At 71.2% G+C, this 21,334-nt stretch carries 20 protein-coding genes; 5 read left to right on the plus strand and 15 right to left on the minus strand.

Annotated elements, in window-relative coordinates; all coding sequences use genetic code 11:
* Window positions 1–33: 33 nt before the first annotated feature.
* From FM051_RS28845 to FM051_RS28870, 6 genes are all read right to left on the minus strand, one after another.
* Window positions 34–2,547 carry a glycoside hydrolase family 127 protein gene (locus FM051_RS28845; RefSeq protein ID WP_158848794.1) on the minus strand — a complete coding sequence of 838 codons (2,514 nt, stop codon included), beginning with the start codon at window positions 2,545–2,547 and terminating at the stop codon, window positions 34–36.
* Between the two features lie 69 nt (window positions 2,548–2,616).
* Complete coding sequence (locus FM051_RS28850) at window positions 2,617–3,432, minus strand: hypothetical protein (protein WP_238412719.1); 816 nt, start codon at window positions 3,430–3,432, stop codon at window positions 2,617–2,619.
* A gap of 103 nt (window positions 3,433–3,535) precedes the next feature.
* Window positions 3,536–4,342, minus strand: a complete 807-nt coding sequence (locus FM051_RS28855; protein ID WP_158848797.1) for a carbohydrate ABC transporter permease — start codon at window positions 4,340–4,342, stop codon at window positions 3,536–3,538.
* Entirely contained in the window at window positions 4,339–5,298 is a 960-nt protein-coding gene (locus FM051_RS28860) for a carbohydrate ABC transporter permease (RefSeq protein ID WP_158848799.1), read from the minus strand. The genes FM051_RS28855 and FM051_RS28860 overlap by 4 nt, the downstream gene beginning before the upstream one ends.
* A 20-nt stretch (window positions 5,299–5,318) precedes the next feature.
* Window positions 5,319–6,584: an ABC transporter substrate-binding protein gene (locus FM051_RS28865; protein ID WP_238412720.1), complete on the minus strand. Its 1,266-nt coding sequence runs from the start codon at window positions 6,582–6,584 to the stop codon at window positions 5,319–5,321.
* 64 nt (window positions 6,585–6,648) lie between these two features.
* A complete protein-coding gene (locus FM051_RS28870; RefSeq protein WP_158848801.1) occupies window positions 6,649–8,592 on the minus strand; it encodes a glycoside hydrolase family 127 protein in 1,944 nt (647 codons plus the stop codon).
* 166 nt (window positions 8,593–8,758) lie between these two features.
* Here FM051_RS28870 and FM051_RS28875 point away from each other — a divergent pair, with 166 nt between their 5' ends.
* The 3 genes from FM051_RS28875 to FM051_RS28885 all read left to right on the plus strand — a co-directional run bounded on the left by FM051_RS28875 (window position 8,759) and on the right by FM051_RS28885 (window position 11,365).
* Window positions 8,759–9,784 carry a LacI family DNA-binding transcriptional regulator gene (locus FM051_RS28875; protein ID WP_158848803.1) on the plus strand — a complete coding sequence of 342 codons (1,026 nt, stop codon included), beginning with the start codon at window positions 8,759–8,761 and terminating at the stop codon, window positions 9,782–9,784.
* Window positions 9,785–10,067: 283 nt separating this feature from the next.
* Window positions 10,068–10,430, plus strand: coding sequence for a BlaI/MecI/CopY family transcriptional regulator (locus tag FM051_RS28880; protein WP_158848805.1), 363 nt, complete (start codon window positions 10,068–10,070; stop codon window positions 10,428–10,430).
* Entirely contained in the window at window positions 10,427–11,365 is a 939-nt protein-coding gene (locus FM051_RS28885) for a M56 family metallopeptidase (protein WP_158848807.1), read from the plus strand. Before FM051_RS28880 ends, FM051_RS28885 begins: the two co-directional genes overlap by 4 nt.
* Before the next feature lie 87 nt (window positions 11,366–11,452).
* Here FM051_RS28885 and FM051_RS28890 read toward each other — a convergent pair whose 3' ends face one another.
* The 5 genes from FM051_RS28890 to FM051_RS28910 all read right to left on the minus strand — a co-directional run bounded on the left by FM051_RS28890 (window position 11,453) and on the right by FM051_RS28910 (window position 15,846).
* Window positions 11,453–13,744: a heavy metal translocating P-type ATPase gene (locus tag FM051_RS28890; protein ID WP_158848809.1), complete on the minus strand. Its 2,292-nt coding sequence runs from the start codon at window positions 13,742–13,744 to the stop codon at window positions 11,453–11,455.
* Window positions 13,737–14,702: a hypothetical protein gene (locus tag FM051_RS28895; protein ID WP_158848811.1), complete on the minus strand. Its 966-nt coding sequence runs from the start codon at window positions 14,700–14,702 to the stop codon at window positions 13,737–13,739. Before FM051_RS28895 ends, FM051_RS28890 begins: the two co-directional genes overlap by 8 nt.
* Window positions 14,703–14,812: 110 nt before the next feature.
* The gene (locus FM051_RS28900) at window positions 14,813–15,019 is read right to left on the minus strand and encodes a heavy-metal-associated domain-containing protein (RefSeq protein WP_158848813.1); all 207 of its coding nucleotides are present in this window, start codon (window positions 15,017–15,019) and stop codon (window positions 14,813–14,815) included.
* 26 nt (window positions 15,020–15,045) lie between these two features.
* A complete protein-coding gene (locus FM051_RS28905) occupies window positions 15,046–15,327 on the minus strand; it encodes a metal-sensitive transcriptional regulator (protein WP_158848815.1) in 282 nt (93 codons plus the stop codon).
* A gap of 276 nt (window positions 15,328–15,603) precedes the next feature.
* Entirely contained in the window at window positions 15,604–15,846 is a 243-nt protein-coding gene (locus FM051_RS28910; RefSeq protein ID WP_158848817.1) for a hypothetical protein, read from the minus strand.
* Here FM051_RS28910 and FM051_RS28915 point away from each other — a divergent pair.
* On the plus strand, window positions 15,839–16,645 hold the full coding sequence (locus FM051_RS28915; RefSeq protein WP_202919065.1) for an alpha/beta hydrolase: 807 nt from the start codon (window positions 15,839–15,841) through the stop codon (window positions 16,643–16,645). The genes FM051_RS28910 and FM051_RS28915 overlap by 8 nt on opposite strands.
* 21 nt (window positions 16,646–16,666) lie before the next feature.
* On the opposite strand, the gene FM051_RS28920 is transcribed toward FM051_RS28915, so the two are convergent.
* Both FM051_RS28920 and FM051_RS28925 read right to left on the minus strand, forming a co-directional pair.
* The gene (locus FM051_RS28920; RefSeq protein WP_158848819.1) at window positions 16,667–16,903 is read right to left on the minus strand and encodes a hypothetical protein; all 237 of its coding nucleotides are present in this window, start codon (window positions 16,901–16,903) and stop codon (window positions 16,667–16,669) included.
* Between the two features lie 257 nt (window positions 16,904–17,160).
* Window positions 17,161–17,442: a hypothetical protein gene (locus FM051_RS28925; RefSeq protein ID WP_158848820.1), complete on the minus strand. Its 282-nt coding sequence runs from the start codon at window positions 17,440–17,442 to the stop codon at window positions 17,161–17,163.
* Between the two features lie 148 nt (window positions 17,443–17,590).
* Here FM051_RS28925 and FM051_RS28930 point away from each other — a divergent pair, with 148 nt between their 5' ends.
* Window positions 17,591–17,935: a MerR family transcriptional regulator gene (locus FM051_RS28930; protein WP_158848821.1), complete on the plus strand. Its 345-nt coding sequence runs from the start codon at window positions 17,591–17,593 to the stop codon at window positions 17,933–17,935.
* On the opposite strand, the gene FM051_RS28935 is transcribed toward FM051_RS28930, so the two are convergent.
* Window positions 17,915–20,023 carry an amylo-alpha-1,6-glucosidase gene (locus FM051_RS28935; protein ID WP_158849011.1) on the minus strand — a complete coding sequence of 703 codons (2,109 nt, stop codon included), beginning with the start codon at window positions 20,021–20,023 and terminating at the stop codon, window positions 17,915–17,917. The two genes, FM051_RS28930 and FM051_RS28935, sit on opposite strands and share 21 nt — an antisense overlap.
* 8 nt (window positions 20,024–20,031) lie before the next feature.
* Window positions 20,032–21,294: a glycosyltransferase family 4 protein gene (locus FM051_RS28940; RefSeq protein WP_238412722.1), complete on the minus strand. Its 1,263-nt coding sequence runs from the start codon at window positions 21,292–21,294 to the stop codon at window positions 20,032–20,034.
* Window positions 21,295–21,334 lie beyond the last annotated feature (40 nt).

The following is a 21,334-nucleotide window of genomic DNA, read 5'->3' on the forward strand; positions in this document are numbered from 1 at the left end:
TTTGTGTGTCCTTCGGTGGGGGATGTTCTCGGGCTAACGGCCGGTCGTGTGGAGATCGGCCACTTCGGCGGCGGTGAGGGCGCGGCCGTAGACGCGGAAGCCGTCCACGGCGCCGTCCAGGTAGGGGTCGCCCGCGTACTGGGAACGCCCGATCCAGTTCTGCGTGGTGCTGCCGAGCGCGGACGGGCGCACGGTGAGCGCCGTGTTCCGGGCCGCCTCGGCGCCGTTGACGTAGAGCACGCCGAGGTTGCCGGTCTGCGTCACCGCGACGTGCGCCCACGCGCCGGCGGGCAGCGGTGACGACGCGTCGATGCGCTGTTCGGCGCTCGCGCCCCCGGTGGTGATCGCGAACCGGAGACCGCCCGCCGAGCTGCGCGGGGTGAGGAACAGGTACGCGCCGGTGCCGGTGCCGAAGTCGAACACGCGCGCCCACGTGGTCACCGCATCCAGCCGCACCCACGTTGCCACGCTGAACGCCGTCGCCCCGGTGAGCAGACCGGCGGGCAGGAGCACGTGCTGACCGGAACCACCCAGGTCTACCGCCGAGCCGCTGCGGCCCGTGGTCCACCCCGCGCCGCCGGCGAGAGTCGCGGTCCGGCCGTTGCCGGTGGCGTCCGCCGCCACCGAGCCCGCCGCCTCGTCGAACGGGTAGTGCGCGATGAACGGCGGCGGCGCGGGCGTGTCGGTGACGTTCCAGTAGACCGTGTAGCGCTGCCCGTGCATCTGGTAGAACGGCAGCAGCGTCACCTGACCCGTGCTCGCCGTCGCCGTGTACCGCAACGGGGTGGTGGTGGCGCGCAGTGTCGCGGGCTGGAGCGTGGGCATCGACGTGAGGTTGTTGGTGCCGTACCCGCCCGCGAGCACGATCGGACCGTGCTTGACCGCCTGCACGGCCGGGTTGTCCGGGGCGCTCTCCCGCGTCAACGCCATGGGCAGGCTGACGTCCACCACGTCACCGCTCGCCCACGTCCGGTCGAGGCGCGCGTACGTGCCCGGCACGACCGGGACGTCCTGCACCACGCCGTTGAGCCTGACCTGGGCGCCGGCGGCCCACGACGGGATGCGCACCCGCAGGTCGATCGGGCCGGAACCGGTGACGGTGAGCCGGGTGGCGGGCGACTCGGGGAACCCGGTGTCCTGCCGAACCGCGATCTCCCGGCCCGGCCAGGTGAGCACGGAGGCGATGAACAGGTTGACGTACAGGGTGTTGCCGGCGTGGAAGTAGATGCTGTCGCCGTGCTTGGAGTTCGTCTCCATCCCGGTGCCGTGGCAGCAGGTGAAGTCCTGGTAGTCGTTGCTGTAGGTGCGCTGGCCGCCGGGCCGCAGCGGCACGTAGTAGCTGTGGTGGCCGTGCGCGGACGCCGGGTTCTGCGCGCCGAGCAGGTGGTTGTAGAGGGCCTTCTCGTAGAAGTCGAAGTAGTGCGCCTTCGGGTCGGTGCGGAACAGCTGCCGGGTCAGCTTGAGCATGTTGTAGGTGTTGCAGCACTCGCAGGTGTGGTCGGAGAGCTCCGACGCGATCCGGCCAGGCGCCTTGAAGTACTCGCCGTTGGAGTTGCCGCCGATGGCGTAGGAGTGCGCGCCCACCACGATGTTCCAGAAGTTGGTGGCGATGTCGCGGTACCGGGTCAGGCCGGTGGCGTGGTACTCGCGGATCGCGCCCAGCGCCTTGGGGATCTGGGTGTTGGCGTGGTAGCCGTTGAGCGCGTCGGTGTTGGTGGCCAACGGGTCGAAGATCTCGGCGTGGTCGAAGTACTGCGCGGCGGTCAGGTGCGCCGGGTCGCCGGTGACCTGGTACAGGTTGGCCAGCACCTCGTTCATGCCGCCGAACTCGGTCTTCAGCATGTTCTGCCGCTGCGCGAGGGTCAGCCTGCCGTTGCGCAGGCCGACCCAGGCGGCCATGCGGGTGAGCACGGTGAGCGCTTGTGCGTTGCCCGCGAGCAGGTGCATGTCCAGCAGGCCGGCCATGATCTTGTGCAGGGTGTAGTAGGGCGCCCAGACCTGTTGGCGCTCCTCGACCCTGGTGATGAAGCTCTCCGGGAACGCGGACAGGTAGCCGGTGTTGAACCCGGCGGTCTGCGCCCGGTCCTGACAGGCGGCGAGCTGGGTGACCAGGTAGTCGCCCTTGGTGCGGAACGCCGTGTCGCCGGTGATCGCGTAGGCCTGGGCGAGCGCGGTGAGCACGTGGCCGGTGGAGTGGCCGCGCAACTCGGTGGTCGGCGACTCCCACCCTCCACAGGGGACGGCCGAGGACGGCAGGCCGACGTTGAGGCGGAACGTGTGCAGCAGCCGTTCCGGGTCGAGGAACTTCAGGTAGGTGTGCGTGCGGGTGGTGTTGGACTGGAACGGTCCGGCGAGCAGGGTCACCACGCCGAGCGGGAACGCTTCCGCCGACACGCCGGTGTCCGGTCTCGCGGCGGCTCTGCTCTGATCGGCGGCGGTCGGCTCGGCGGCGGCGGGGGTGTTCGCGAGGGCGGGCAGGGCGGCGGCCGATGCGACCACCGCGCCCGCGCGCAGGACGGCACGACGGGATGGGGTGTGCGGGGACATGCGCGTCACCTTCCGTGACGGAGGGGCCGGTGCCCCCGCCCGCAGGGTGCGGGGACACCGGCGTCACTCTCAGCGGCCGTAGCGGTTCTTCAGGTGCCGCCACCAGTCGCGGAACATCCAGAGGTCGAACTCGGTGATCGACGCCGAGCTGCCCGCCTTCATGATGAAGTTGCTGACACCGGACGGCGTCCAGTCGTAGAAGTCGTCCAGCCCGAACGTGTGGCCGATCTCGTGCAGCAGGATGGTCACGTTCGGCGAGTTGAGGCTGTTGACGAAGTACTCGCTACCCATCCGCTGGCCCCAGTCGCCGCCCGCGCCGCCACCCATGCCGGCGGTCAGCCACAGCGACTGGTCGTAGTGCCGCGGCGTGCCGCCGGGGCAGTTGGGGTAGGTGCCGTTGCGGTTGAAGAACCGCCCGCACCCCTCGGCGCACTGCGGCGCGTTCTCGCGGATGTTGTTGACGTAGATGTCGACCGAGTTGTCCGTCCACTGCAACGTGTTGCGGTCGCGGACCGCCCAGCCGACGACCTTGATCGGCACCTGGGCGTAGGGCCAGTTGTTGTGGCCCACCATGGCGTCCGTCCACTTCTTGTACTGCTCGGCGAGCTTGGCGTGGATGCGGTCGCGCAGCGCGGCGCTCACCGGGGCCGACGAGTCCCAGCGGACGCAGAAGTTCAGGTACCCGCCGTTGACGAAGATCTGGTCCCAGCCGTAGTTGCGGAACCCGTACAGGTCGCCGTAGGTGCTCTCCTGGTGCCGCCACACCTGGTCCAGTGGGGTGACCAGGTTCGACGGCGGGCTCCAGGTGGCGGGGTTGGCGGCGGCCGTGACGTCACGCGCCTGCTCGGCTTGCGCGACACCCGCACCGCTCAGGGCCAATGCCAAGGCGAGCGCACTCAGTACTGTTCTCTTCCAGGATCGCGACACTGCGATCCTCCTTCCGGTTTGCCAGAAAGGATCGGCACGGAACAGCCTCCGTCCGGTGGGTTCAGCCCTTCACGGCGCCTGAGGTGAACCCGCGGACGTAGCTGCGTTGCATGGCGGCGAAGAGCACGAGGCAGGGCACTGCCATGAACACCACTCCCGCTTCCAGCGCGGCGTAGTCGATCGACCCGTGGCTCGCGGTCCGCATGTTGACCACGGCGAGGGTGGTGGTGAACTTGTCGGTCGAGTTGAGCAGGATCAGCGGCGCGAAGAACTCGCTCCACGAGGTCAGGAACGCGAACAGGCCCACGGTGACCAGGCCCGGACGGACGGCGGGCAGCATGATCCGGACGAGGGTGCCGACGGTGGTGCAGCCGTCGACGCGGGCCGACTCCTCCAACTCCAGCGGCACGGCCTCGAACGAGTTGCGCATCATGAACACCGAGAACGGCAGCTGGAACGTGATGAGCACCAGGCTCAGCCCGATCAGCGAGTCCTCCAGCCCCAACCAGCCGAGCAGCACGTAGAGCGCGATCAGGATGGTCGCGTACGGCACCATCAGGATCGCCAGCGTGAGCAGGAAGAGCACGTCCCGGCCGGGGAAGCGGAACCGGCCGAACGCGTAGCCGCCCAGCGTGGCGATGAACAGCGTGCCGCCGACCGTGAGCGCGCTGACCACGACGCTGTTGAGCACGTGCCGCAGTTCGATGCCGTTGGCGGAGTTGAACAGCCGGTCGTAGTTCTCCAGCCCGAACCCGGTGTCCGTGCGCACGGACGCGAACCCGCTCCACACCAGCGGGAACAGGAACAGGATCGCGAGAGCCGTGCCGGTGACGTAGTAGCCCCAGCGGGCGCGCGAAGTGTCCTTCACGAAGACCTCCGGCGCAGCACGCGGAACTGGATGACGTTGAACACGACGAGCACGGCCAGCAGGACCACCGAGATGCCCGCCGCCGAACCGAGGTCGAGCCGGATGAACGCCTCCCGGTAGATCACCATCACCAGCGAGGTGGTGCTGTTGTCCGGCCCGCCGCGGGTGAGGATCCAGAACTGGTCGAACGCCAGCAGCGAACCGGTCGTCATCAGGGTGACCACCAGCGCGATCGTCGGCCGCATCAACGGCAGCGTGATCCGGCGGAACGTCTGCCACCGGTTCGCGCCGTCCACCCGCGCGGCCTCGTAGACGTCCGGCGGGATGGCCTGCAGCCCGGTCAGCAGGATCAGCATGTTGAACCCGGCGAACCGCCACAGCACCAGCAGCACCGCGGACGCGAGCGCGGAATCGGGGCTGCCGCTGGTCCACGACACGTAACCGTCGACCAGTCCGAACTCGGCCAGCAGGTCGGTCACCGGCCCGATCTCGTCGCTGAGCAGCCCCAGGAACAGCAGTGACGCGCTGGCGAAGCCGACCGCCATCGGCAGGAAGAACGCGGTGCGGAAGAAGCCGACACCCGGACGGCGGTGCTGCACGAGCACCGCGAGCCCGAACGCGACCACGAACAGCAGCACCGTGATGATCACCGTGTACTTGACCGTGAACCAGGCCGCCGAGTGCAACAACTCGTCCTCGGCGATACCGCTGTAGTTGGCCGGCGCGTTGAACGACGGCTTGCCCAGCAGCGGCCAGCGGTTCAGGGACATCCACGCCACGAGCGCCAACGGCACCAGGAAGAACAGCACCACCATGACCGCCGTCGGCGCGGCGTAGGCGGCGCCGACCAGCGCGCGCAGACGTCGACCACGCCGTCCGGCGGGTGGCGCGGGCGCGGTCTGCCGGCGTGGCGGACCGGTTCGCGCGCTCGGGGGTGACGTCGTTGTCGTGGACATCCGAGCCTCCGGTGGCTGCCTCAGCCCTGTTGGAGTGATTTCGTGATGGCGGTGTTGCCGTCGGCCAACGCCTTGCCCGCGTCCCCGAACAGCGCGCCGCGGACCGTTTGCAGCCACGGGCTCTGCGGGTCGTTGAACGAGACGTTGAAGTTCCTCGCGTAGGGCGTCCTGCCCTTGGCCACCAGGCCGTTGATCAGCACCGTGCGCGGGTCCGCCGAGGAGTACTTGTTCTCCGCCAGGTCGGTGCGGGTCGGCACGCCCTTGTTCTTGGCCACGACCTCGACCTGCGCCTCGTCGGACGTGGTCCAGGCCAGGAAGTCCCACGCCTGCTCGACCTTCTCGCTGGTGGCGCCGATGCCGAGCGCGTCACCGCCGACGAAGGTGGACTCGCCGCCGGTCAGCCCGCTGATCGGGGCCACGCCCAGCTCCAGGCCCTTCTTCTCCAACGTGTCGAGCCAGACCGACGGCGCGGGGGCGATGCCGACGTTGCCGCTCTGCAGCGCGCCCAACCAGGTCGGACCGGCCTCGTCCTTCGACGCGGGCGCGGCCACGCCCTCCTCGTACAGCTCGCGGTAGAGGGCGAACACGTCGGCCATCTCCGGGGAGTCGACCTTCGCCTCCTCGCCCTCGGGGTCGAGCACGTCGCCGTTCGCCGCCCACACCGACGGCCACAGGGTGAACTCGACGCAGCCGCCGCAGTTGCCGCCGAAGTAGGTGCCGTTGACGTCACCGCCCAGCTGGTCGATCTTGCGGGCGTGGTCGGCGAACTCGCGCAGGGTGGTCGGCGGCTTCTCCGGGTCGAGGCCCGCCCGCGTGTAGAGGTCCTTGTTGTACAGCAGCACGGACAGGTCGATGGTGTGCGGTAACGCGAAGTTGCGGTCCTCCCACGTGCCCGCCTTCAGGTGCGACGGCGCGACGCGGTCCTTCACCGCCAGCCCGGCCAGCCGGTCGGTCACGTCGGCCCACAAGCCTTGCGAGGCGTACTGGGGCGCGAACACGACGTCGGCCGCGAACAGGTCGGGCAGCGATTTCGCACCCGCCGCCGAGGCGAGCTTGGCCGGGTACTCCTCGTTGGGGTACGCGGTCACCTCGACCTTGTTGCGGTGGGTGGCGTTGTAGGCGTCGGCGTAGGCCTTCGACACCGATTCGGTCGCGGCGCGGGTCCACAGCGTGAGCACCGCGCCGTCGTCCGCGGCACCCGTCCCCTCGTCACCGCAGGCAGCAGTGGCCAGGACCAGCACGCCCGCCGTCAGGGCGGAAGCAACACGAAGACCTCTGGTTTTCACCGGTCTCTCCTTTGAGCACGGTCCGGTTCGAGCACGGTTTGGTTCGAGCACGGTCTGGACGGGGTCAGGTGGTGGGCAGCCAAACCCGCATGGTCGACGGGCCACGCCGGGCCCAGCGGTGGTAGGGCACGAGGTCGAGCGATGTGGTCGGTGATGCGTTCGGGGTGTCCGGCTCGGGCGGGCCGTACGGCCACGATTCCCGGCCGCGGGCGTCGAACCGGGCGCGCACCGCGACGCCGGCCTCGGTGTCGACCGGCGGCACGGTGCCGTCCACGCGCAGGGTGTCGAGATCGGCGCCCTCGCCCACCGCCTCGGCGCAGTACACGAGCGGCCCGCGTTCCACGGCGATGCAGCCGCGCGTCGCGTCGATCCGCGGGTCGGGCGCGGTGAAGCGGGGTCGCATCGGCAGTTCCAGGCGGATCTCCTCGCCCACCGCGAACGTCCGGTACACCACGATGTCGCCCGCGGGCACGTGACGGCGTCCGTAGGTGGTGACGAGTTCCGCGCCGGCCGCCCACTGCGGCACGCGCAGGGTGATCGACCAAGGCCGGTCGTCGGTCTTGGTCACGCGCACGGTCACCGTGCCGTTGTCGGGGTAGTCGGTGCGCACCTGCAAGCCCACCTCACGCCCGTCGGTGAGGCAGGTGGAGATCTCCGAGTCGGCGTACTGGTGCAGGCGCAGGCCGGTGTCGTCGGCGGTGACCAGGTAGCAGGAGAGGCCGGCCAGCAGGCGTGCCGCGTTCGGCAGGCAGCAGGACACCTCGAACCACGGCGCCCGCGGGCCGCCGCCGAAGCCCAACTGCTCCTCGTCGTCCGCGAGCGCGGCGGTCCGGGTGCGCTGGTGGAGGGTGTGGGCGTAGAAGAACGACCGGCCGTCGTCGCCGATCGCGGTGGCCACGACGTTGTAGAGGATGCGCTCCACGATCTCGTCGTAACGCCCGTCGCCGGTGGCCAGCAGCAGCCGCCAGGCGAGCATGATCGCGGCCACCCCGGCGCACGTCTCGGAGTACGCCCGGTCGGCGGGCAGCACGAAATCGTCGCCGAACGCCTCGTCGGTGTGCCGCGAGCCCATGCCGCCGGTCAGGTACGTGCGCCGGGCCAGCGTCCGGTCGAACTGGGCGGCGACCTTCCGGAGCAGTTCGTCGTCACCGGTCTCGACCGCGACGTCCACGGCGCCCGCGGCCAGGTAGAGCGCGCGCACCGCGTGGCCGTGCAGCACGGTGGACTGCCGCACCGGCTCGTCGTCGCTGAAGTAGGACCAGCCGAAGTGGTGGGGCGGCAACGTCCGGTGGCCGCGTCGTTCGACGAACAGCGCGGCCTGGTCCAGGTAGCGCTGCTCACCCGTGACGCGGGCCAGCTCGACCAGGCCCAGTTCGATCTCCGGGTGCCCGCAGATGCCGGGCGTGGCGTCGGGGCCGAACGTGTCGCAGACGTGGTCGGCGGCGCGGCGGGCCACGGCCAGCAACGGGTCCTCGTGACCGCCACCGGTCCGGGCCCGTGCGACGGCCGCCTGGAGCAGGTGCCCGGTGCAGTACAGCTCGTGGCCCCACTGCATGTCGCTGTACCGGTCGGGTTGGCCGGGGCGACCGAACGCGGTGTGCAGGTAACCGTCCGGGGCCTGCGCCGCCGCGATCGCCTTCGTCAGCTCGGCGATCTGCGTTTCCAACGCGACGGTGGTCTGATTGCCGGCTCCGCCGACGGGCACCCGGCCGACCTCCCAGGACATGGCCTCCAGCAGCTTGTAGACCTCGGAGTCGGTGAACTCCCGGCCACGGCGGTCGGCCACGGAGACCGTCGGCCCGGTCGCGGTGAAGTTGCCCGTCCAGCCGAGCCGGTCCATCCACGACCGGGCGTGTGGCAGGGTGGCGGTGGCGTTGACGTCCTGGCGCGCGCCCCAGAAGCCGCCGGTGATGCGGACCTCGTCCTGGCCGAGCGGTCGCAGCGCACCGCGTGAGGGGACGACGGGACGTCCTCCGACGGCAGTGGTGTCCGGCGACGTCACTGTCATGCCAACCTCCGCGCTCTGGTGCCTCGTCCAGCACTCTGGCAGCCGAAAACCTTTTCGGCAATGCTCCTTGTGCTGGACCGACTTCGTGGTTGACGATGTCCGTTCGGCCGGATGACGTGCGTCTACAATCGATTCGGCATTCGACAAACTTTTCGAAAGGTTTTCGATGGGGCGACGGCGGTCCGACGCGGTGACCCTCAGCGACGTGGCGCGACTGGCCGGCGTCTCGATCTCCACCGCGTCCAAGGCCATCAACGCCCGGGACGAGGTGGCCCCCGCGACGCGCGACCGCGTGCTGCGCGCCGCCGCCGAGCTGTCGTTCCAGCCCAACGCGCTGGCGCGGGGCCTGATCTCCGGCCGCACCCGCACGATCGGCCTGCTGACCGACGAACTCGGCGGCCGCTTCGCCATCCCGATCCTGCTCGGTGTGGAGAACGCGCTGGCGAACGAGCAGATGTCGGTGCTCCTGTGCGACGCGCGCGGCGACGCCATCCGCCGCAGGCACTACATCAGCACGCTGCTGGCCAGGCAGGTCGACGGTTTCATCATCCTGGGCGACGACAACGACATCCGCCCGTCGCTCACCCGCGACATCCCGGTGCCGGTCGTGTACGTCTACGGCGAGTCCACCGACCCGGAGGACCTGTCGGTGATCGCGGACGACGAGGGCGGCGCCCGCCTGGCCGTGGAACACCTGGTCTCGTTGCACCGCAGGCACATCGGCCACATCACCGGCCCGCAGACCTACCGCGCCGCCCGCGACCGGGTCACCGCGCTGCACCGCGTGCTGGCCGAGCACGGCCTGAGCCTCGCCGGCGGCGCACCGCTGTACGGCGAGTGGTCGCAGCGCTGGGGCAGGCACGCGGCCCGGATGCTGCTGGCCACCAACCCCGAGGTGGACGCGGTGTTCTGCGGCAACGACCAGATCGCGACCGGTGTCGCCGACACCCTCACCGACCTGGGCAAGCGGATCCCCGAGGACGTGGCGATCGTCGGCTACGACAACTGGGAGGAGTTCGCCGCCGACTGCCGCCCACCCTTGACCACGGTGGACCTGGAACTGGAACGGTTGGGCACCACGGCGGCGAGGTACCTGTTCGACGCTCTCGACGGCCAACGCCCGAGCGGCGTGATCCGCCAACCGTGCCGCCTCGTGGTCCGCGAATCGACCTCCGCCCGCGGCCCCGCCTGAGGTCAGCCGGACCGATCACCGCAGTGCCGGAACAGCCCTCAAGGCGTGCACAAACCGTGGACCACCTCAGAGACTTGCGGTGCCCCTGGACGGACTGCGCCCCCAGCACTTCCTGGGTCCCGAGTGGACGGACGGGGAGATCGCGCCGGAGGGCGTCGGCGGGGGTTCCCGGCGGTTCGACCGGGTACGGCACCAGTCGTCAGAAGTACTATAGCCGCTAGTAGTCCGGGACCGCGCCACCCCGACCGGATGCCGATACCATGGCTTCGCCGAAGGGGGCGTGATGCACGGACTGGGCGAGTTGGAAGCAGCGGTGATGGACGTGCTGTGGCGCACGTCGGAGCCGGTGAAGGTCCGCGAGGTCATGGACCGGCTGGACACGGGCAAGCAGCTCGCCTACACCACGGTCATGACGGTCCTCGACAACCTGCACCGCAAGGGATGGGTGGTCCGCGAGCTGCACGGCAAGGCGTACCAATACGAGCCCGCGATGAGCCGGGCCGAGGCCGCGTCGGCGGCGTTGCGCGAGGTGCTCGACTCCTCGGGTGACCCCGAAGCGGTGTTGCTCCACTTCGCACGGTCGGCGTCGGACCGGGAAACCGAGTTGCTGCGCAAGGCGCTGCCCAGAAAGCCCCGCCGGAAGTGACCGTCGCGGTCGCCCTGTTACTCGGGGCCGGACTCGTCGCCTGGCTCGCACCCGTCCACCTGAAACGCCTGACCGCGTCCGGTTCGCACCCGAGGGTGGTGCTGGTGGCGTGGCTGTCCTCGATCGCCAGCGTGGTCACGACCTCCGGCCTCGCCGTCACCGCGCTGTTGACGCCCGATCACGGCGCGCACGCGTTCGCCAACTTCCCGCAGTGCTTCGACACCCTGCTCCACGGTTCGCCGCCGCAGGTCGAGGCGCTGAGCGGGGTGGTCGGCGTGCTGTTGCTGGCGGGGCTGCTCGTGCGGCTGGCGGTCATGGGCACGCGCACCGTGCGTCGGCGGGCGCGGGCACGGGCCGAGCACCTGGCGGTGCTGCGGTTGGCGGCGCGGCAGGAGCCGGGCAGTCCGGCCACCCTGTGGCTGGACCACGAGGAACCGCTGGCGTTCAGCCTGCCGGGGTGTCCCGGTGTGGTCGTCGCGACCGAGGGCCTGACCCGGAAGTTGGCCGGTGACCAGGTGGACGCGGTGCTCGTGCACGAACGGGCGCACCTGCGCGGACGCCACCACCTGCTCGTCACGGCGGCCGACACGCTGTCCGCGATGCTGCCGTTCCTGCCGCTGTTCCGGCAGACGCCGACGGCGGTGCGGGAGTTGGTGGAGTTGGCGGCGGACGCGGTGGCCGTGCGGGTGTGCGGTGCGGCGTCGGTCCGTGCGGCGCTGACGGCGGTGACCAGTGGCGGTGCGCCCGGGTCGGCGTTGGCGATGAGCCGTGACGCGGTGGAGGCCCGACTCGCCCACCTCCGGCACGCCGATCAGCACGCGGGCCGGGCGCGCACGGCGGTGTCCTGTGGTGTCGCCGGTCTGACGACGATGGTCCTGCCGCCGTTCGTGGCGGTCAGCGGACTGCTGGCCTTGGTCACCGTCTCCTGCGCTTAGCAAGGTCCCGATTCCCCAGGTCCTCGCACAGCGCTGTGGCCCGGAACCGATCGGCTCCAGGCCACAGTCGTCAATCCGGTACCCCGGTCAGGCAACCCCGGCCGGCACCTTCTCCCGGGTCGACTCAGCCGAACGGGCCGGCTGCGCCTCCGACGTCGCCGTGCTGCGGAAGCCGCGCAGGCGCAGGCTGTTCGACACCACGAAGACCGAGGAGAACGCCATGGCGGCGCCCGCGATCATCGGGTTGAGCAGGCCGGCGGCGGCCAGGGGCAGGGCGGCGACGTTGTAGGCGAACGCCCAGAACAGGTTGCCCTTGATCGTGGCCAGGGTGCGCCGGGACAGCCTGATCGCGTCCACCGCGGCCCGCAGGTCGCCGCGCACCAGCGTCAGGTCGCTCGCCTCGATGGCGGCGTCGGTGCCGGTGCCCATGGCCAGGCCCAGGTCGGCCTTGGCGAGCGCCGCGGCGTCGTTGACGCCGTCGCCGACCATCGCCACGACCCTGCCCTCGCCCTGCAACCGCGCCACCACGTCGACCTTGTCCTTCGGCAGGACCTCCGCGATCACCTCGTCGATGCCGACCTCGGCCGCAACCGCCCGCGCCGATGCCTCGTTGTCGCCGGTCAGCAGCACCGGGGTCAAGCCGAGGTCGCGGAGCTGCCGGATGGCCTCGGCCGAGGTCGGCTTGACCGTGTCCGCCACGACCAGCACCGCTCGGGCCTCGCCGTCCCAGGCGACCAGGACCGGGGTGCGTCCCTTCTCCTCGGCCGCCTGCTTGGCCTTCGTCAGGGACTCGTCCGGGTGCACGCTCCACTCGGCCAGCAGCCGTTCGCGCCCGACGAGCACGGCGCGGCCGTCGACCACGCCCTGCACACCCAGGCCCTCCAGGTTCTGGAACCCCTCGACCTCGGGCAGCTCACCGACCCGCTCCGCCGCGCCGACCGCGATGGCCTTGGCGATCGGGTGTTCGGAGGCGTGCTCCAACGCCCCCGCGAGCCGCAACACCTCGTCCTCCTCGACGCCCTCCGCCGTGTGGACGGCGACCAGGCTCATCCGACCCGAGGTGACGGTGCCGGTCTTGTCCAGCACCACCGTGTCCACCCGACGCGTCGACTCCAACACCTCCGGGCCCTTGATCAGGATGCCCAGCTGCGCGCCCCGACCGGTGCCGACCAGCAACGCGGTCGGCGTGGCCAACCCCAGGGCGCACGGGCAGGCGATGATCAGGACCGCGACCGCCGCGGTGAACGCCGCCGACACGCCGCCACCCGCACCCAGCCAGAACGCCAGCGTCCCGACCGACAGGGCGATCACGACCGGCACGAACACCGCCGAGATCCGGTCCGCCAACCGCTGCGCCTCGGCCTTGCCGTTCTGCGCGTCCTCGACCAGCTTCGCCATCTGCGCCAGCTGGGTGTCGCTGCCGACCCGCGTCGCCCGGACCACGAGCCTGCCACCGGCGTTGACCGTGGCACCGACCACCGCGTCACCGGGACCGACCTCGACCGGCACCGACTCGCCGGTCAGCATGCTCGCGTCGACCGCCGAGCCGCCCTCGTCCACCACACCGTCGGTGGCGATCTTCTCCCCCGGCCGCACCACGAACCGGTCGCCCACCGCCAGTTCGCCGATCGGGATCCGGACCTCCCGGCCGTCCCGCAGCACCCCGACGTCCTTCGCGCCCAGCTCCAGCAACGCCCGCAGCGCCGCACCCGCGCGCCGCTTGGACCGGGCCTCGAAGTAGCGGCCCGCGAGGATGAACGTGGTCACCCCGGCCGCGACCTCCAGGTAGATCGCCCCGGCGCCGTCCGTGCGCGAGATGGTCAGCTCGAACGGGTGCGTCATGCCCGCGACGCCCGCCGTGCCGAACAGCAGCGCGTACAACGACCACCCGAACGCCGCGATCGTCCCCATCGAGATCAACGTGTCCATCGTGGCCGCACCGTGCCGCAGGTTCGTCCACGCCGCCCGGTGGAACGGCCACGCACCCCACACCAGCACCGGAGCGGCCAGGGTCAACGAGATCCACTGCCAGTAGGTGAACTGGAGCGCCGGGATCATCGCCAACAGCACCACCGGCACCGACAGCACCGCCGACACGATCAACCGCTGCCGCAACGACGCCGTCGGATCGACCTCCGCCGGCGCTTCGACCTGCTCGGACTTCGGCACCGGGAGCGCGGCCTGGTAGCCGGCGGCCTCCACCTGCTCCACCAGCGCCTGCGGGTCGACATCCTCGGGGAACGTGACCCGGGCCTTCTCGGTGGCGTAGTTGACCGTCGCGGTCACACCGTCCATCTTGTTCAGCTTGCGCTCGATCCGGGCCGCGCACGAAGCGCACGTCATACCGGTGATCGCCAGCTCGATCTGCGTGTCAGCCATGACCGTGCCCCTCCTCACCCTCGGCCGGCGCGGCCGGCGACGTCACGACCGGCGTCCCTGCGGTATCCACCGTGAACTCCGCCGTGCGCACCACCCCGTCGTGCTGGAAGTCCAGGAACAACCGGTAGCCGCCCGCCGACGGAACCTCCGCCACGAACGCGATCTCCGGGCCGGCGGGAGTCTTGCCGTCACCCGGCACACCCTCCGGGTGCACGTGCAGGTAGGCCAGGTCGCTCTCACGCAACGCCACCAGGTGACCGTACGCCGCCAGGTAGGGCTGGAGGTCGGTGACCGGCGCGCCGTTCCTGCTCACGGTCAACCGGACCGACGAGGCCTTGCCCGCGACCAGGTCACCGTCCAGGCGCACCTGGTAACCATCGACCTCCGCCACCCGCGACGGCGCGTAGGTGCGCGGCTCGAACGTGCCGGCCGCGGCGACGTCGACACCCAACGTCGTGCCCTCGCCACCGGTCGGTTTGAAGTCCGCGAACACCCGATAGGAGCCGGCCTCCGCGACATCCAACGGCACGCTCCACGTGCCGTCCGACGCCATCTCCGGATGCACGTGCCGGTACCCGGAAGTGTCACGCCGCACCACGATCAGGTGCATCCGCTTGTCGTGCTCGACGTCGAACGCCGTCACCGCCGCCCCGTCGGGGCCGAGGATGCGGAACGAGAAGGAGTTGGTGGTCCCCGCCGTCAGCGTCGTATCGGTGGGCGCGAGGGTGAAACCGCCCCTGGACGACGCCAACCCCGCGGGCTGGTCGATAGCGGCCTCCGCGACGGTGCCGCTGTGGTCGTCCCCCTGCTCGGTGCCCTCAGCACCGGACGTCCCGCCGTGACCACCGGAGGCGGCCTCGACGGACAGGGGACCGACAGCGCCACCGGCCACCCAGGCGCCACCGGCGACCAGGGCGAGCACCGCACCGTAGGCGGAGAGCTTCGCTGCTGTGTTCATTGATCAAGTCCTCAAGACTGGCGGAGCCCGCCGCACGGGCGGGCTCCGGATCGGCCGCAATGCCGTTCGTGCCTGTCCCGGCCTCCGACCGGTTACCCCGGTCGTGCCGTTCAGCCGGCGAGCGCGTAGCCCGCTTCCTCGACCGCGGCGCGGACGTCCGCCTCCGCCACCGGCGCGGCACTGGTCACCTTGACCGCACCGGTCGGCAGGTCGACATCCACACCGGTCACGCCGTCGATCTTGGTGACCTCCTCGGTCACGGACGCCACGCAGTGGCCGCAGGTCATGCCGGTGACGGTGTAGGTGGACTCGGACATCGGGTACTCCTCGTTGTCGTGTCGGTTCAGGACCGCACCAGGCGCGCGATAGCCTCGCTCGCCTCGCGGACCTTCTCGTCGGCGCCTTCGCCGCCCTGTGCCAGCGCGTCGGAGACGCAGTGCTTCAAGTGCTCGTCGAGCAGGCCGAGGGAGACCGCCTGCAGGGCCTTCGTCGCCGCCGCGATCTGGGTCAGGACGTCGATGCAGTACTCGTCGTCCTCCACCATCCGCTGCACCCCGCGGACCTGCCCCTCGACCCGGCGCAAGCGCTTGAGGAAGGCTTCCTTGTCCGACGTGTAACCCCGCATGGCCCCACTCCCTTCGGCCACCCCCGCCGGTCCGATTGCGTTCCGACGGGATGCCCTTCAGGGACATTTATACCCCCAGGGGGTACCTGGGTCAAACCGACCCCGGCGGGAGTGACGGCGGTCACCCGCGAGCGGCTGCAACCTTACCCCCGTAGCGTATGGCGGCCGATCGCCGTGTCCGAAGAGGACGCCGAGCACGCACGACGTCCCCACCGGCGGTGTACCCGCGACGGCCACGAGGACCACACTGGGGCACGGCGAGCCGTGACAACGGGGTCACCCGCCGTGGGAGTGGAACCGATGAAGCCGAGCGACGAGCAGGCGAGCGCACTGCGCGAACTGGTGAACACCGGCGTCATCTCCGCCGAACAGGAGCAGGCGGTGCGTGCCGCGCTGGACGGCGCGGGCGGGCGATCGCCGGTCCCGGGAGCCGAACGCCTGCTGGAAGTCGTCGGTTTCGTCGGCGGCGGTCTGCTGCTCGGCGGAGCAGCGGCCATTGGACACTGGTCCGGTGCGCAAACGGGTGTTGTCAGTGCTCGCGGTGGTCGTCACCATCGTGGCCGTGGTGTTCGGAGGCGCCTTCGCGTTCCAGCGCAAGCTCATCTACCTGCCGTCCGGCGGGCCGTTGCCGGGCGCGGCCGAGATCATGCCCGGCGGACGGGACGTCACCCTCGTCACCGCGGACGACCTGCGCCTGGCGGCCTGGTACTTCCCGGTCGACCCGCCCGGCGCCACCGTGCTGGTCGCGCCGGGCAACGCCGGCAACCGCCACCTGCGCGTCCCGCTCGCCCGCGCCCTCACCGGGCGCGGCCTGTCGGTGCTGCTCCTCGACTACCGCGGGTACGGCGGCAACCCCGGCGACCCGACCGAGGACGGGTTGGCGCTGGACGTCCGCGCGGCCCGCGAGTTCCTGGTGCGCGATGCCGGCGTGCCGCCCGAGCGGTTGCTGTACTTCGGCGAGAGCCTGGGCGCGGCGGTGGTCGCCGAACTCGCCACCGAGCACCCGCCGGCCGGGCTGGTCCTGCGCTCGCCGTTCACCGACCTCGCCTCGGTCGGCGCGCGGCACTACCCGTTCCTGCCGGTCCGGTTGCTGCTGCTGGACACGTTCCCGACCGCGGAGCACGTGTCACGGGTCGACGCGCCGGTCACCGTCGTCTACGGCACGTCCGACTCGATCGTGCCGCCCGAGCAGAGCCGTGCGGTGGCGACAGCGGCAGGCGCCAGGACGGTCGAGGTGACGGGCGCCGACCACAACGACCGGGTGCTGCTGGACGGGCCCGAGCTGATCGAGGCGGTCACCGACCTGGCGAGGCCCTGACCGGCCACCAGGGCTCCGTCCCTACCAGGGCTCGTCCGCCGACTCGTCCGACAGGTCGTCCGGCAGGTCGTCCGGCAGCGGCACGACGCGCTGCTGGTCGGCGACGTCCGCCGGGTCGGCCTCGATCACCTCCGGCGGTTCCGGAGCGTCTTCCGCCTTCCCTACCGCGGCCTCTTCGTCAACGATCCCGGCCTCGGTTTCGGGCTCGACAGGGCGCAGTTGGTCGGCCACGTCGTTCCACGGCTTTTCCAGGCTCATCACGGTGATCCTCCACAGCGGCTGCGGACAGGGCGGTGCCCGCTGCGACCCAGGGTCGCAGCGGGCGGACGGATATGACGTTCAGGAACGGATTCACACTCCATCGGGGGACTCAAACCCGTGGTGCTCGCCTGATGCGTCACGAGACGCCGGCCGGGGCATTCCGATCACGACACGGCACCCGGCGATCCGGTGGGGCGAGCCACCTCGCCGAACGAGCCGGTCCCCCGCTTCCGCTCACCTCCTCGCGTCAACCATCAGCCACCGTCGATCCGACGCGGCGGAGGTGACCGCTCGCGGGGATCGACCCGGTGCGCCGCGCGAGTCCCGGGACTGGTTCGTGGTCCGGCCGACCTGTCGGGGCCGCGGAACCCTCCGGACGGTCCCCGCTGGGTGAACCACGGCCGGTACTCGGAGGCGGTGCCGAAATTGGCGGCGATGATCGCGTCGAACTCGGCGGTGAGCCAGCCCTGGTCCGCCAGGACCAGGTCGGCGAAACCGACCTGCCCGGTCTCCGGGACGCAACTCCTGCCGTTCACGTCGATCACTCCCAGGCCACGATCACCGGGTCACTGACCGATACACATTTGTTGTAGCGCTTGCTGTAGATTGTGTCAAGTACTCGCTCGGGTTTACCGTGCGCCGAGTAGGTCAGGGGATGGCCTGCGGTGGGAGGAGCTGTCCGTCGTGGGCCTGAACGAACTCGACGACGCCGACTTCCCGGCCTACACGATCGGGCAGGCGGCCGACCTGCTCGGTGTGCGGCAGGCGTTCCTGCGCAGCCTGGACACCGCCGACCTGGTCCGCCCGCACCGCTCCGAGGCCGGGCACCGCCGCTACAGCCGCAGGCAGCTCGAACTCGTCCAACGCGTGCGGGCGCTGTTCGACCAGGGTCATTCCCTCGCCGCGACCACGCGCATCCTGGAGCTGGAGGACACGCTGGCCGCCGCCCGCGCCGAGATCGCCGACCTCCGCGACCAGCTCGACGCGGCCCGGCCGGACGAACCGGCGTCAGGTGGTCCAGTCGGCTGACAGGCCGGACACGACGGCCTTCTCCCCGGTCGCGCTGACCTGCGCGGTCACATCGCCCAGCTTCAGCTCCGACAGGGTCAGCTCGCCCCACCGCTCGGGCAGGTGCGGTCTGGTGGTCAGCGTCCGGCGCGGCGCATGCGGCTCCAGCCCGAGGAACGCGCGGACCAGCAGCAACGGCGAGGCGCTCGCCCACGCCTGCGGTGAGCACGACGTCGGGTACGGCACGGGCGTGCTGAAATCGTCGCGGGAGAAGCCGCAGAACAGCTCCGGCAGCCGTCCGCCGAAGGCCGCGGCGGCGTCGAGCAGGCCGTCGGCCAACCGGTGCGCGAGGTCGACGGCGCCGGGCACGTGGGCGTAGCGCAGCAGCCCGGCCACCGCGATGGCCGTGTCGTGCGGCCACACGGACCCGTTGTGGTAGCTCATCGGGTTGTAGGCGCCCATCGACGAAGCGAGCGTCCGCAGGCCGTACCCGCTGTCCATGTCCGGCTCGGCCAGCCGCCGGATCAGCGTGGCGGCGTGCTCGTCGGTCGCGATGCCGGTCCACAGGCAGTGCGCGGTGTTGCTGGTCAACGCGTCCACCGGCTGCTTGCGCCCGTCGAGCGCGACGGCGTACCAGCCGCGGTCGGGCAGCCAGAACGCCTCGGCGAACCGTTGCCGCAGCTCCTCGGCACGTCCGCGCAGGCGTGCGGCGGTGGCCTCGTCGCCGAACCCCTCGGCCAACTCGGCCCGCGCCAGCCACGCCGCGTAGACGTATCCCTGGACCTCGCACAGCGCGATCGTCGGGATGGCCTGCCGCCCGGAGGCGTCGTTGATGCCGTCGAAGCTGTCCTTCCACCCCTGGTTGGCCAGGCCGCGGTCGGTGGCGCGCCGGTACTCCACGAACCCGTCGCCGTCGCGGTCGCCGTACCGGTCGACCCACGCGAGCGCGGCGTCGGCGGCGGGCAGCAACGAGCGCACCACCTCCTGGTCCGCGCCCCACCGCCAGCACTCGGCCAGGAGCATCACGAACAGCGGCGTGGCGTCGACCGTGCCGTAGTAGTGGTTGCCGCCCAACACCGCCGTGCTGTCCGGGCCCAGGCGCAGTTCGTGCAGGATGCGGCCCGGTTCCTCCTCCGTCAGCGGGTCGACCGCCGTGCCCTGGGTCTCGGCGAGGGTCTGCAACGTGCCCAGCGCGAGGCCGACGTCCAGCGGGAGCGCCATCCACGCGGTGAGCAGGCTGTCGCGACCGAACAGGGTCATGAACCACGGCGCGCCGGCGGCGACGAACGGGCGGCCGTCGCGCGCCGGGTCGTGGATCTGCAGCGCGCCCAGGTCGCTTTCCGTGCGGCGCAACACCCCCGTCAGCACCGGGTCGGTCGCGGTGACGAGGGTGCTGGCCGCGCGCCACGCCCGGATCTTGCGCGCCGGACCGCTGGTCTCGATCCGCTCGCCGCGGTCGAACTGCGGCTGGACCGGTCGGCCGCCGACGGTCGGCTGCACGACGACCTCGGTGGACCAACGCCCGCCGGCGGGCACCACGACGTGCCAGCTCAACGCCCCCGGCACCACGACCGGTTCGGCGGTGGCGGTGAACGACACGCCGCGCGTGCCGTCCTTGCGGTCGCGCAGCAGCAGTTCCGATCCGGCGGCCGTGGCGTCGGAGCCGCCGTGCACGGCACGCCCTTCCTTGACCGTGAACAGGTCGGCGAAATCGGCGTCCACGTGGAGGTCGAGCCGCACGGCGGTGGCCTCGCGGCCCAGGTTGTCGACCGTGATGGTCTCCCGCATGCCGTCGCCGACCAGCCGTTCCCGCACCAGCAGCAGGGTGCTGTCGGCCAGACCCGCCGCCGGTGGCCTGCGCAGCACGAACCGCGCCGCGAACGCCTCCGGGTGCGACACCGACAACGAGTGCGGCGTGCGGTCGTCCAGCCGCAGCTGCCACCGCGACAGCACCCGCGCGTCGCGGAAGAACAGCCCGTGCGGTGTGCCGGGTTCGATGTCGCCGGTGCCGCCGGACAGGCAGAACGTGCTGCCCTCGACCAGGGTCGTGGTGCCGCCGACGCCGCCGGTGAGCGCCGGTTCGCCCGCGTTGAGGGGTTCCGGTGGCAGGTCGGCGGTCACGCCCGGTCCCCGGAGGCGTGCAGGGCGGGTCCGCCATCGACGTCGTGTTCATCCACGCTGCGTTCGTCGGCATTTCGCTCGTCGACGTTTCGTTCGTAGACGCGGTCGAGCGCGGAGTCCAACGCGGCGTAGTCGCGGCGCAGCGCGGTCAGCGCGCCGTCGGGGGTGAGGACCTTGCGGTAGGCGGCTTCGTAGCCCGCGCCGAGGCCGTCGACGTCGAAGTGCTCGGCGACGTGCGCCCGGCAGGCGGCCGGGTCCAGGTCGCGCACGTCGTGGAGGGCGGCGACCAGCTCGTCGGGGTGGTCGCGGACCAACCCGGTCACGCCGTCCACCACCACTTCCGGCACCGCGCCCGCGCGCAACGCCACCACCGGCGTGCCGCAGGCCATCGCCTCGATCATCACCATGCCGAACGGCTCCTCCCACCGGATCGGGAACAACAGGCACCGCGCGGCGGCGAGCAGCTTGCGCTTCTCGGTCGCGTCGGCGACGCCGAAGACGTGGTCGCGCTCGGTCAGCCGGGGACGGACCTCGCGCTCGAAGTACTCCTTCTCGATCGGCTCCGCGCACTTGCCCGCGAGCACGAGCGGGACGCCGGCGGCGTGGGCGGCTTCCAGGGCCAGGTGCGGCGCCTTGTCGGGGTGGAAGCGGCCGAGGAACAGCGCGTAGTCCTCCTTCTGCGCCCGGAACGGCCAGTCGCGCAGCCGCAGTGCGTTGTGGACGGTGCCGACCCAGTTCAGCTCGGGCGCCGGCTCCCGCTGCCGGTCGCTGATGGCGACCAGGCCGACGTCGTCGCCGAGTTCCCGGTAGTAGCGGCGCATCTCGGTGTCAACGGGGCCGTGCACGGTGGCCACGGTCGGCAGTCCCATCGCGGCGAACGCGGGGGCGTTGAGCGGGCCGGCGAGGGTGTGGTCGTGCACGACGTCCACCCCTTCGGCGTCGGCCAGCCGTTCGATCTCGCGGCGGACGGCGGCGGCGTGGACGACTTCGGGGAACGGCTCGCCGAGGCGTTCGGGGACCGTGCGGTCCCAGACGGGCACGAACCGGGCTCTGGTGCCCGGTTCGCCCGCGCCCAGCAGGGTCACCGTGTGACCGCGGGCCACGAGCGAGTCGGCGAGGTCTGCCACGACGGCTTCCACGCCGCCGTAGGCCTTGGGTGGGACGTCGAAGTAGGGCGGGGCCACGAGCGCGACGCGCAACCGGTCGTTGGCGCGGATGGCGTGACGCGAGGACGTGACGGCGGAAGACAGGCTGCTCAAGACGTTCTCCTCAAGCGGGCTGACCACTGCTGGCACTCTT

It is taken from the genome of Saccharothrix deserti, assembly GCF_009769385.1.
In the GTDB taxonomy this organism is placed as follows: Bacteria; Actinomycetota; Actinomycetes; order Mycobacteriales; family Pseudonocardiaceae; genus Actinosynnema; species Actinosynnema deserti.